Below are 12,471 nucleotides of genomic sequence, written 5' to 3' on the forward strand. Positions count from 1 at the left end.
TGGCACGGTGACAAGGTCTTGGCTGGGCCGCATGAACTCGATGAATTCGGTAAACGGGGCACTGCACCACAGCAATCCGTCGGCTCGGCTGCGGGCCGCGCTCGATCTCGGTACGACACCGGATCTGCAGTTCCTCGACGCACTGCTGCAGCGGTGCGCCGTCGAACCGGATTTCCAGGTTCGGGAAATGTTGACGTGGGCGCTGATTCGGCTACCCGCGTCGTCGACGGTTCCGCGGTTGATCGAGGAAGTGCGATCCGGCGGGGCCCAGGCTCGCAGCCAGGCGTTGCACACGTTGTCCAAGATCAAGGATCGGGCGGCGTGGCAGGTCATCACCGAGGCGTTGATCTCCGACCCCGACGACGAAGTCGCACGTAGCGCGTGGCGAGCTGCGGTGGTTCTGGTTCCGACCGGAAGCGAAGAGCAGCTGGCCGCGATGCTGGCCACGCAACTCGGGCGAGGTGGGCACGACGTCCAGCGGAGCCTGAGTCGCGCTCTGGTCGCACTGGGTTCGGTGATCGAGCCGATGTTGCGGCACGCCGCGTCGATCAAGGATGTTGCTGTTCGTGCCCACGCGCTGGCCACCGAGTCGCTGCTCCGAGACCCGGATGCCGGGTTCGCAGTGTTCGAGGCCAAGCGTGTCGATGCCCTTGGCGTAGTCGACACGGCAGGGTGAGATAGGACGATGTTGATCGGTGAGGTGGCGCGGCGGTCCGGGGTCAGTGCGCGCATGCTCCGGCACTACGACCGTCTCGGGCTGGTGCAGCCGACCTCGCGGAGCAGTACCGGTTACCGCGAATACTCCCCGGAGGATGTTCGACGCCTGTTCCACGTCGAATCCCTGCGTTCGCTGGGTCTGTCGTTGCACGACGTCGGTCGTGCGCTGGACGATCCGAGTTTCGCGGCCTCGGGACTCGTCGACCAGCTCGCGGCCCGAGCCGAAGAACGCATCGCGCGAGATACCGAATTGCTCACCCGGCTGCGTCGCATCGGGAGTGCCCGACCCGACGATTGGGAGGACGTGCTCGGCACGGTCGCGATGCTCGGCGATCTGCAGTCGGTGAGTGCAGGAAAGCGGCAGTCGGCGGCGCTGGCGTCCGTCGGAGATCGACCCATTCCGGCGGAGGCCCTGGCCGAGGCAGTGCTGCGCGAACCCGCAACCAACGTGGCAGGCGCACTTCGGTGGGCTCTCGCACAGACGGGTGGCGACGCGATGGGGCCGCTGCGCCAGGGCCTGCACTCACCGGACCCTGAGGTGCGCCGCCGGGCCGTCGATACCGTCGTCGAGATTGCCCACCCCGACGCCACCGACGTGTTGCGCGAGGCGCTGGTCCACGACGACGAGCAGGTCAGGCGGGTCGCTGCGGTGGAGCTGGCGGCCCGGGGAGTGGCCGACGCCGTCCCGACGCTGATCGAGATGGTGCACGACGGAACGAACGATGTCGACGCCGCGGACGCACTCGGGGTGCTGGGATCCGACGCGTCGACAGTTGCGGCGTTGATGGACGGGCTAGACGATGTCGCCGTGAGGCTGCGAGTGACGCAGGCGTTGGCGAGCATCCCGGGACCGGCAGCACTGCAGGCGCTGCAGGAATTGACCGGCGACGCGGACCGATCGATTGCCCTGACGGCCCAGTACATCCTCGGCCGGAGGGAATGAGCCCTTTCGGTACCGTCGAGGTCATGAAGGCATTCGGATTGTTCGCGGCACTGCTGATCACGTTGACTGCCTGCTCCACCGCCACCACCCCGGCCGCGTCCACCGCACCCGTTGCCGATAACCAGGTCACCGTCGCCGATCGGATGTACTCGCCGAAGACACTGACCATCTCCGTGGGAGAGACCGTCACGTGGGTGTTCGCGGACAAAGGTATGGCACACAACGTCGTCGCCGACGACAACTCGTTTCGCAGTCAACTCATGGAGACCGGCCAGTTCACGCATACCTTCGACACCGCGGGCACCTTCACGTACCACTGCACGCCGCATCCGGACATGACGGCATCTATCGTCGTCGAGCCCTGAAACTCCTAGGCTCAGGGGCATGACGGCACCGACCCGATCGCGCAGCATCGCCGCACCCCTCGGTGTGGCCGCTGCGGCTGTCGGTGGTGCAGTGCTGCTGCACGTTCGCGACCCTCGCACCTCGACCTACCTTCCCTGCCCGTTCCATGCGCTGACCGGACTGTGGTGCCCCGGATGCGGAGCCACCCGTGCTCTGGGTGACCTCAGCCGCGGAGACGTCTCGGCGGCCGCGTCGAGCAATGTCGTTGCGGTTGTCCTTGCGATCGTTGCGGTCGGGGTGTGGGCGCTGTGGCTTCGAGCGCGCTGGACCGGCCGTTCGCTGCCGCGCCCGCGCTTCACCCGTCCGACGGTGATCGTCCTGGTCGCTGTTCTCGCCGCCTTCACAGTGGTGCGCAACACCTCGTGGGGCAGCGCAATCGCCCCGACCTGAACCGAAGGAAATGCTGTGCTGCTGGAAATCTTCTCGATCATCGTGCTGCTGGGCGTACTCATCGCGCTCATCCCCACTGCCCGACGCGTGCTCAAGAAAGGTGACGACGAATGAGCGATTCCCTGAAGGACCGGGTGCGAGCGAAGCTGCTCGCACAACTCGCCGACGACGGTGGAACGGCCGCCGAGCAGGCCGAGGGCGACGACCCGCGGCTCAACGCTCTGCGCGACGACCTGGAGGCACTCGAGTCGGCGCAGGACGGGGATCCGGTGATCGACGACATCGCCGCACGCCACTGGGTGCCCTGACCGTTCTGCCCCTGGGGAGTCAATGTGACGTTCGGTGGCCTTTTCGGTAGTCAATGTCACGTCGAGTGGACTTTTTCGGGTCCCGAATTGGTGCACAGTTGAGGTGCATCTAGTATTTATGTTGTGCTCGAGACGAAATCTGCCGCCGATACGGCGTATGCGACGGTCAAAGAGCTCATCGTTTCGGGTGATCTGCCCGGCGGTGAGCTCGTCAGCGAGGGTGAAATCGCAACCCGGCTCGAGATCAGTCGCACGCCCGTACGCGAGGCGTTTCTGCGTCTTCAGGTAGAGGGGTGGATGCGTCTGTACCCCAAGCGCGGGGCACTGGTGGTGCCGATCGCGGTGGGTGAGGCGGAAAGTGTCGTCGATGCGCGTCGCCTCGTTGAGGCAGGAAGTGTTCGCGCGTTCATCGGCGACGTCACCGCCCGGGCATCTGTGGTGAACGCGCTACGCGAGAACCTGCAGCTGCAGGAGAAGTTGGCGGTCGACGGCACCGCCGCGCAGTTCAGCGCAGTCGACGCCGACTTTCATCGCACCGTCGTCCGAGCCGGTGGCAATCCCTTGCTCGACGCGTTCTACGACGGACTTCGCGAGCGTCAGCGCCGGATGACCGCAGCCTCGGTGACGCGCGATCCGGGTCAGATCTCGCGCATCGTCGACGACCATCGCCGACTCACCGACCTGATCGAGGCCGGCGACGCAGACGGATTCGAGCGGGCCGTCGAACAACACATGCGCGGGGTGCACGGCCTACGACCGGACAGGTCAGTCGGAGCAAACAGGGGGGGAACACGATGAGTGAAACGCTCACGAACGAACGAGACATCGAGCTGAGTGCGCGACGCTGGCTGCTGGTGGCGTCGGGCATGTTCGCCGTCGCCTGGGGCGGTAACGAGTTCACGCCGTTGTTGGTGATGTACCGGCTCGATCACGGCTTCTCGGCCGTGGTGGTCGATACGTTCCTGTTCGCCTACGTCCTGGGCATCATTCCGGCGATGCTGATCTGCGGGCCGCTGTCCGATCGACTCGGCCGACGCCCGATCATGTTGCCCGCCCCCGCAATTGCCGCGGCCGGTTCCATTCTGATCGCACTCGGACCCGACAACGCCTTCATGCTCTTCGGTGGCCGTGTGCTCAGTGGCATCGCGCTCGGAATCGGTATGGCCGTCGGCGGTAGCTGGGTCAAGGAACTCTCCAGCCGCGACGCCACCGCCAAGCCCGGTGCCGGAGCGCGCCGAGCCGCGATGTCGCTGACGGCGGGCTTTGCCCTCGGTGCCGGAGTTGCCGGTGTGCTCGCGCAATGGGCACCGTGGCCGACGCACCTCGCCTACAGCGTGCACGTGCTCATCTGCATCGTCGCCAGCGTCGGCATGCTCTCCGTTCCCGAAACACGCACCGCGACAGTGACATCGAAGAGCAAGAAGCTGCTCGACGACCTGAGGATCCCGTCTGCTTCGCACCGCCGGTTCCTGTTCGTCGTGCTGCCGTTGGCACCGTGGGTGTTCGGTGCGGCGAGCGTCGCGTACGCGGTGTTGCCGTCACTGATGGCTGATGCGTTGGCCGACGAGCCCGGGGGCGGCTATCCCGTGGCCCTCTCGGCGGCGATGGCGGTGATCGCCCTCGGCGCCGGATTTGCGATCCAGGCCGTCGGGCGACGGATCGACACACCCGCCAATGCGCGAGGCGCTCTGGTTGCACTGACTCTGTTGGTGGTCGGCATGGCTGTCGCGGCGTGGGCGGCGTCGGTGCTGACCATTGCCGCAGCGCTGATCGCGGCAGCGGTACTCGGATGTGGATACGGCATGGCTTTGGTTTCGGGTCTGCAAGAGGTGCAACGTATTGCGGGCCCCGACGATCTCGCGGGCCTCACCGCAGTGTTCTATTCACTGACATACCTGGGCTTCGCGGTGCCTGCCGTGCTGTCGGCGCTCACCGAGACCTGGCCCGGCGTGGTGACCTACCCGATCATCTTCGGATTCGGCGCGGTGATGGCTGGAATCTGCGGCCTGGTGGTGCGATCGAAGACGTCTGCTCACTTGCCGAGCGCGTAGAGGCGGTTCGGCTCTAGGATCAGCGGCATCATGCTGCAGTCCGCGCGCACTGTCCCGCCGCACCGAGTGCCTTCGACGGCGGCGCTCGCGGCTGCAACCGCATGGAACCGACGCGAGGCGTACTGGTTTCTGATCGCCGTGATCGTGCCGGCTGCCTGCTGGTCGAGGTATCCCGAGCTGGTGCCGTACTTGTTCGCGATCGTTCTGTTCGGGGCGCTGGTGTGTCGCTGGAGACGGATCGGTCAGTGGATGCCGATGCTGCGATGGGGAGTGATTGCAGACGTCGAGACCGTGGACACGGCACTGCGCGGCGACCGCAACCTTCGGCTCGCGCACGCGACCGGCTGGAACGTCCAACGACGTTGGTACACAGGCGTTGTGACCGAGTCAGCGGTGCGGTATCGAGTCGGGGACGCGCGCGGTCACCTGTTCGTTCGGGGACTGCCGTTCACCACAGGGGTCGTCCTCGCGCACTCCAAGCAGCCGTCGTCTGCCATGGCCATCAGCGACTTCCCCTGCGATCTGCAACTGGACGGCAAGGGACGCTGGGCGGCGTCGTTCCCGCACGGCTTCTGGCGTCAAGCACTGGCAACGACGGCACTGTACGGCTACGCGGTTGCTGGGTTGACGGTGTCGCTCGGGTATCGCTGACGCCGGCCGATTCGAGGGCGCGACCTACGGCAACGACGGCAACTGCTTGTCGATCAACCATGCGTCCCACAGAGTTCGGGGGCAACCGAAGCGGGAGGCGAGGTCGGTGAAGTCCGCGGTCGCCACCGTCGAGTAGCGGTACTTGGAGGTCCACTCCTGGATCAGTCCGAAGAAGCGCTCGTCGCCGATGGTACGTCGTACCGCATGCAGTGCCAGGGCACCGCGCTTGTAGACGCGATCGTCGAAGATGCGCTCGGGCCCAGGATCGGTGAGCTGCAGATCCATGGCCAGACCACGCTGAATGGTGTGCGCGCGCTTGGCCTTGTCGTGAGCTGTTGCGCCGCCGGAGTTCTCGGCCCAGATCCACTCCGAGTAACACGCGAATCCCTCGTGCAGCCAGATGTCGGCCCACTTGCCGAGGGTCAGCGAATTGCCGAACCACTGGTGAGCCAACTCGTGCGCCACCAGGCGCTCGTAGTACCGGGAACCCGAACAGTGATTGGCTCCGAAGATCGACAGCCCCTGCGCCTCGATCGGGATCTCGAGATCGTCGTCGGTCACCACCACTGTGTACGACGCGAAAGGGTAAGGGCCGTACAGCCGTACGAAAGTGTCCATCATCTGCGGTTGGCGGCCGAAATCGTGGTCGAACTGCGCGCGCAGTCGCGGGGGAGTGATCGCCTTCATCGGCACCGGACCCGGGCTGACGATGCGATGCTCGTACGGACCGATCTGAATGGTCGCGAGATACGTGGCCATCGGCTCGGGCTGCTCGTACACCCAGGTGGTCCGGCTGGCGCGGGTTTGCTTGCGCACCAACGTTCCGTTGGCCACCGCGTAGTACGGCGAATCGGTGGTGATGGTGATGCCGTAGCTGGCCTTGGACACCGGATGATCGTCACACGGAAACCACGACGCGGCACCGTTCGGCTGACTCGCGACGATCGATCCCTCGGTGAGCTCTTCCCAGCCGACCTCACCCCACAAACCGTTGATGGGCTTGGGAGTTCCGCCGTACGTCACCGTCACCACCAACGCCGCACCCGAGGCGATCGGCTTGGCGGGCGTGATCTTCAGCTTGCCGCGTTGATGGGTGAACTTCACCGAACGCGAACCGTTGACCGATACCTTCGACACGTTCATCGCCGGGCCGAGATCGAACGCGAACTTCGACACCGTCGCAGTGGTGACCGCCGTGATCTTCGCCTTGCCCGTCAACCGGTTGCTCTCCACCTTGTACTCGAGGTCGAGCTCGTAGCGTGAGACGCGGTAGCCGCGGTTACCGTTCTGCGGAAGATACGTGTCGATCGGGTTGTCGCTGGAATCGACGTCGAACACCGGTGCCACCAATCTGCCTCCCACGATCACCCCTCACTTCGGTCGTCGCGAATACGCGGAAAGGGATCACCCTTGGCCCACGGCGCGATCGGATTGCCTTGCCAACGAGTATGCGCGGGAACCGTATCGCCGCGCATCACCAGGGAGGCAGGTCCCACCGTCGCACCTTCACCTATACCCGAAGCGGGCAATGCGACACAGTGCGGTCCCAAGGTTGCGCCTGCGCCGAGATCGACAGTGTCCATGGACATGATCCGATCATGGAACAGGTGCGTCTGCACAACGCACCCTCGGTTGACCGTCGCACCGTCGGCCAACGTCACCAGATCGGCCTCCGGCAGCCAGTACGTCTCACACCACACACCCCGCCCGATGTCCGCACCGAGCCACCGCAGCCACATGTTCAGGACGGCGGTGCCCTCGGCTGCGCGCGCGAACCACGGCGCGGCGACGGTCTCGACGAACGTGTCGGCCACCTCGTTGCGCCAGACGAACGAGCTCCACAGCGGGTGGTCGGTCTTGCCGATCCGGCCCACCCACAACCACTTCGCCAACGCCGACACTGCCGCAGCCACGAAACCGGCGACGAGCAGCACGACGCCACTGAGCAGCGCAGCCAACCAGTAGCCGACGGAGTCGGCGATGGCGGTGAGCCCGAACAGCACCCCGAGCCCGATGCCGAACGTCACGACGACGGGAATCAACCGGCACGTCTCGACGAGTGCACGGGCGATCTTCAACTTCCTGGGCGGATCGAACGTGCGCGACGAGTCCGCGCTACCGGCCGCCCGACGCAATCGCACCGGTGGGCTGCCGAGCCACGACGAGCCCGACTTCGCCTTGTCCGGCGTCGCCGACAGCACCGCGACCAAGCCGTTCTTCGGAACGGTTCGCCCTGGCCCGGTCATGCCGGAGTTACCGAGAAACGCCCGCTTGCCCACTTTGGCGTCGCCCAGATGCATCCAGCCGCCGCCGAGTTCGTAGCTGGCGACCATGGTGTCGTCGGCCAGGAAGGCACCGTCGGCGACGGTGGTGAACTTGGGGATCATCAGCACGGTCGACGCTTCGACGTCCTTGCCGATCTTCGCGCCGAGGAGTCGGAGCCAGTGCGGCGTCAGCAACGATGCGTAGAGCGGAAAGAGGAACGTGCGCGCCGAGTCCATCAACCGTTCGGTGGCCCAGACCTGCCAGCCGATACGGCTGCGCACGGGGTGGTATCCGCCGACGAGTCCGATGCTGAGCAACCGGACTGCGACAACGGTGATCAGTGCGAACACCGCCAGTGACACCAGAGTGGCGACGGGCAACATCACCAGTCCACGTTGGAAGGCGTCGAGCACGGAGTCGGCAGTGTGAATCCACCAGCCCATGAGCACCAGGCTGACACCGATGGAGAACAGTGCCATGCCCGAGAGGAACAGGGATGCGACGCCGTACGCGAACACCCATTTCGTGGCGCGCGGAGGTGTCTCGGCGGGCCACGGATGATCGGCCTTGCCGACCTTCTGCGCCGGCGAACCGGACCACATCTGCCCGGCCTTGACTCGTCCGACGACGGCAGAGCCGGCGGTGACAACCGCGTTCTTGCCGACCTTGGTTCCGGGCAGAAGTGTCGAGCGGGCACCGACGGTGGCACCGGCACCGATCTCGATGCCGCCGATGTAGACGAGATCGCCGTCGATCCAATGCCCGGACAGATCCACCTCGGGCTCGATGGAACAGCCGTCGCCCAGCTCGAGCATGCCCGTGACCGGCGGCAGCGTATGCAGGTCGACGCCTTTGCCGATCTTCGAACCGAGAGCGCGCGCGTAATAGACCATCCACGGCGCCCCCGAAAGATTGGAGGCACCGCTGGCATCGGTCAATCGTGTTGCCGCCCAGAGTCTTATGTGCATGCTCCCGCCGCGCTTGTATGCACCGGGTTTCAACCCGGCCAACAGGACGCGAGATCCGATCACCGAAATCGCCATCCGCCCGACCGGCGTGATGAACAGGACGAAGGCGAGCAGAATCCACCACCACGACAGCGTCGGAGCCCACGACACGTCGCCGAACCACGACATGACGTTGAACAGCAGCCCCAGCCAGGTGACCCACTGCAACCCGGTCAAGGTGGTCAACGGAACCGTCGCCAGAATCTGCGCCCACTGAGCGGTGCGCGACGTCGGGGGCACCTCACGTGGAACGGCCTCGACGACCGGCTTCAGGTCGTCGAGATACTGTGCGAGCGAACCCAATCGGGGATGGTCGTACAACTGCGCGACGGTGACCTCGGGGAACCGCTCACGCAGTGCCGTCACCAGCTGCGCGGCCGAGAGCGATCCGCCGCCGTTGGCGAAGAAATCGGCGTTCTCGTCGGACACCTGAGCACCGAGGATGTTGGTCCACAGCTGCGCCACCCACCCCGCCGTGCCGCCGAGCGCCGACGCACCCGCCAATCCGGGCAGTGGCCACGGCAGAGCATTGCGGTCGACTTTGCCCGAGGTGCGCGTGGGCATCTCGTCGACCAATGCGAGGCGCGGTACGAGCGCCGACGGAAGCTGCTCGGCCAACAGTGTTCGGGCGGCCTCGAGATCGAAATCGGGGTCGGTGCTGGCGAGATAGCCGACCAGAACCGAGTTTCCCGCACCGGTCTTGCGCACGGCCGCAGCAGCACCGCTGACGCCCGGAAGTGCTTGCAGCGCGTTGTCTATCTCGCCGAGTTCGATGCGTCGACCACCGAGCTTGATCTGATCGTCGGCGCGGCCCTGAAAGAGCAGGCCCTCGAGTTCGAGCTTGACCAGATCGCCGCTCCGATACGCCCGCTCCCATCCGAGGGAGGGCATGGGCGCGTACTTCTCGGCGTCCTTGGCCGGATCGAGATACCGAGCCAGTCCGACGCCGCCGATGACGAGTTCACCGATGTCGCCGACCTGTACCGGAGCGCCCGACGCGTCGACCACGGCCAGGTCCCACCCGTCGAGGGGCAGACCAATGCGGACGGGACCCTTCCCGTCCATGATGGCCGCGCACGCGACGACCGTTGCTTCGGTGGGGCCGTAGGTGTTCCAGACCTCGCGGCCCTCGACGGCGAGTCGCTCGGCCAGCTCCGGGGGGCATGCTTCACCGCCGAAAATGAGCAGCCGTACCGCCTCCAGTGCGACCGCGGGCCACAGCGACGCGAGGGTCGGCACCGTCGAGACGACACTGATGTCGCGGGAGACGAGCCACGGACCGAGATCGAAACCGGATCGCACCAGCGAACGCGGCGCGGGCACAAGGCAGGCACCGTGTCGCCACGCCAACCACATCTCTTCGCACGACGCGTCGAACGCCACCGACAGGCCGGCGAGCACGCGGTCGCCGGGGCCCAGTGGATCCTTCTGCAGAAACATGCGCGCCTCGGCGTCGACGAACGCCGCCGCATTGCGATGACTGACCGCAACGCCCTTGGGTGTGCCGGTGGAACCCGAGGTGAAGATGACCCATGCATCGTCCTCGGGAGTGGGTGGCACAGCATTGTGTTCGGGTTCGTCCTGAGGGATGTCCTGCTTGGGGGCGGTCCCGGCCGCGATACCGCCTGCGGTGACGATGGCCGTCACCTTGGCCTCCCCGAAGACCAGCTCGGCGCGCTCTTCGGGGTCGTCCGCGTCGACCGGAACGTAGGCAGCACCGGCCGCGAGGATGGACAGAATGGCCACGTAGAGCGAAAAGGAACCCGACGGCATGCGGATGCCGACGCGATCGCCGCGCCGGACGCCGGCATCGGCGAGCCACTTGGCACCCTCGGCGATGTCGTCCAACAATTCGGAGTAGCTGACCGACACGGCACCGTCGTCGATGGCGGGGGCGTCGGGAAAACGATGGGCGGTGTCTCGGAGAACGTCGATGAGCGTCCGGGCGGGAGGAGCGAGAGACGAGCGAAGAAACGCCGCCGGTGCAGGCGCGATGTCCGCGCTCGAACCCGGCAGATCGTTCTCTTGATGCACAGACAACCGGGCGTCCTTATCGATTCGTTGGCAAGTGACTCTGTGGTGCTGGTGAGCAGCAGCGCCGTTGGTTATCTCACGTTCTGTTTGCCAGCAGGTGAACGAGCGCGCGTTCCCACCGCGGAAATCCTACTGCTGCACACGTGTGAGTCCCGGCTTGACAAAACCGCAGCGGGTTTGCAAAGGTTTTGTCCACGGTCACGAGTACCAGCATCAAGCCCCGGCTCGCTGGTCGGCAACCCTCCTCCGCGGTGGGGTGCTCCGGGTGACGACCAGGCTGTTGCCGGAAAACCGGCGCGGCAAGCGCGGACTCGTTCACGAACTCTTCGGTTGCGGGTCCCTCGAACGTGAGGGCTTGATCTGTCATGACATCTGTACTTTCCCGCCCCTGTGCTCCTTTTGCCCCTGTTTCGGGCACGGATCTGCAGGTACCCCTGGTGCAGGGTGGCTCGTGCACGTACGCCAACTTCGACTACGCGGCCAGCGCGCCGGCCCTGGCGGCAGTGACCGATCGGATCGCGGACCTGCTGCCGTTCTACTCGAGCGTGCATCGAGGTGCCGGCTACGCCTCGCGCGTTTCGACGGCTGCCTACGAGAAGGCTCGGGTGACCGTCGCCGATTTTGTTGGTGCGCAGAAGGATTCGGTAGTGGTGTTCACGCGGAACACCACCGACTCGCTCAATCTGCTAGCCGCGTGTGTGCCGGGCGACACCGTAGTGCTCGATATCGAGCACCACGCGAACCTGCTTCCGTGGCTTGATCGCCGCGTCGTGGTGGCCGCGTCGACACTGGCCGAGACCATCGACCGACTCGACGCCGAGCTGGCCGTGAAACCTGCTGCACTGCTGGCGATCACGGGTGCGTCGAACGTCACCGGCGAGGTTCTTCCCATTGCGGAACTCGCAGCTCTGGCACATCGGCACGGCGCGCGGATCGCGGTGGACGGTGCTCAGCTGGTTCCGCATCGCCGCATCGACATCGCTGCCCTCGGCGTGGACTACCTCGCCTTCTCCGGGCACAAGCTGTACGCGCCGTTCGGTGCGGGAGTGCTTGTGGGCGCACGTGATTGGCTCGACGCCGGTGAGCCGCACCTGGCCGGTGGCGGCGCGGTACGCAGCGTGAGCATCGACCACACGGAGTGGGCACCAGCACCTCAGCGGCACGAGGCAGGCACTCCCAACGTGCTCGGAGTTGCCGCACTGGCTGCAGCCTGTGAGGCCATCGCGGGATTCGACGACGCCGAGCTGCAGGCGCACGAGCACGAATTGTCGTCCCGACTGCGGGCCGGCCTGGCTGCCCTGGACGGTGTCGAATTACTGCAGGTGTGGGCCGACGCGCCCGACACCGTCGGCATCGTCACCTTCACGGTGGCCGGACGCGACCCGGGTGAGGTGGCCGCGTACCTCTCGGCCGAGCACGGCATCGGAGTGCGGGACGGAAAGTTCTGCGCGCATCCACTGCTCCGCCGACTGGGCCATGCAGACGGCGCGGTTCGAGCCAGCATCGGCCTCGGCAGCTCGTCGGCCGATGTGGATCGACTCGTCGACGCACTCGCCGCCCTGGTCGAGTCGGGACCGAACTGGCACTACGCGGAGGACGCCGGCTGGTGGAACCCCGTACCCGACCCGCGACCGTTCCCAGACCTCGCCGATGGGGCGGCCGGGGTTGGATCCCCGTGCACCCCTTCGGACGGTTAGCAT

Annotated in this window: 11 protein-coding genes and 1 riboswitch; of the genes, 9 read left to right on the forward strand and 2 right to left on the reverse strand. The window is 66.0% G+C overall.

Annotation, left to right across the window (positions count from 1 at the left end):
- Positions 1–40: 40 nt before the first annotated feature.
- The 8 genes from CH286_RS12315 (at position 41) to CH286_RS12350 (ending at position 5,465) form a co-directional block, all read left to right on the forward strand.
- Complete coding sequence (locus tag CH286_RS12315) at positions 41–676, forward strand: HEAT repeat domain-containing protein (RefSeq protein ID WP_217902924.1); 636 nt, start codon at positions 41–43, stop codon at positions 674–676.
- 9 nt (positions 677–685) lie between these two features.
- Positions 686–1,660 (forward strand): HEAT repeat domain-containing protein, encoded by a 975-nt coding sequence (locus tag CH286_RS12320; protein WP_094609361.1) that lies wholly within the window; start codon positions 686–688, stop codon positions 1,658–1,660.
- 23 nt (positions 1,661–1,683) lie between these two features.
- Positions 1,684–2,025 carry a plastocyanin/azurin family copper-binding protein gene (locus tag CH286_RS12325; RefSeq protein ID WP_094609590.1) on the forward strand — a complete coding sequence of 114 codons (342 nt, stop codon included), beginning with the start codon at positions 1,684–1,686 and terminating at the stop codon, positions 2,023–2,025.
- Positions 2,026–2,044: 19 nt separating this feature from the next.
- A complete protein-coding gene (locus CH286_RS12330) occupies positions 2,045–2,455 on the forward strand; it encodes a DUF2752 domain-containing protein (protein ID WP_094609362.1) in 411 nt (136 codons plus the stop codon).
- 110 nt (positions 2,456–2,565) lie between these two features.
- Positions 2,566–2,763, forward strand: coding sequence for a hypothetical protein (locus tag CH286_RS12335; RefSeq protein WP_032380110.1), 198 nt, complete (start codon positions 2,566–2,568; stop codon positions 2,761–2,763).
- Positions 2,764–2,886: 123 nt separating this feature from the next.
- The gene (locus tag CH286_RS12340; RefSeq protein WP_094609363.1) at positions 2,887–3,561 is read left to right on the forward strand and encodes a GntR family transcriptional regulator; all 675 of its coding nucleotides are present in this window, start codon (positions 2,887–2,889) and stop codon (positions 3,559–3,561) included.
- Complete coding sequence (locus CH286_RS12345; protein WP_094609364.1) at positions 3,558–4,814, forward strand: MFS transporter; 1,257 nt, start codon at positions 3,558–3,560, stop codon at positions 4,812–4,814. Before CH286_RS12340 ends, CH286_RS12345 begins: the two co-directional genes overlap by 4 nt.
- 30 nt (positions 4,815–4,844) lie before the next feature.
- A complete protein-coding gene (locus tag CH286_RS12350) occupies positions 4,845–5,465 on the forward strand; it encodes a hypothetical protein (protein WP_094609365.1) in 621 nt (206 codons plus the stop codon).
- A 24-nt stretch (positions 5,466–5,489) separates the two neighbouring features.
- Here CH286_RS12350 and CH286_RS12355 read toward each other — a convergent pair whose 3' ends face one another.
- A complete protein-coding gene (locus CH286_RS12355) occupies positions 5,490–6,827 on the reverse strand; it encodes a M1 family metallopeptidase (RefSeq protein ID WP_094609591.1) in 1,338 nt (445 codons plus the stop codon).
- Between the two features lie 2 nt (positions 6,828–6,829).
- Positions 6,830–10,771: a Pls/PosA family non-ribosomal peptide synthetase gene (locus tag CH286_RS12360; protein ID WP_176458248.1), complete on the reverse strand. Its 3,942-nt coding sequence runs from the start codon at positions 10,769–10,771 to the stop codon at positions 6,830–6,832.
- Positions 10,772–10,967: 196 nt separating this feature from the next.
- Positions 10,968–11,083, forward strand: a riboswitch (SAM riboswitch).
- 53 nt (positions 11,084–11,136) lie between these two features.
- Here CH286_RS12360 and CH286_RS12365 point away from each other — a divergent pair.
- Positions 11,137–12,468: an aminotransferase class V-fold PLP-dependent enzyme gene (locus CH286_RS12365; protein ID WP_094609366.1), complete on the forward strand. Its 1,332-nt coding sequence runs from the start codon at positions 11,137–11,139 to the stop codon at positions 12,466–12,468.
- Positions 12,469–12,471: the final 3 nt, after the last annotated feature.

The sequence above is a fragment of the Rhodococcus sp. WWJCD1 genome, from assembly GCF_002258735.1.
Taxonomy (GTDB): domain Bacteria; phylum Actinomycetota; class Actinomycetes; order Mycobacteriales; family Mycobacteriaceae; genus Rhodococcoides.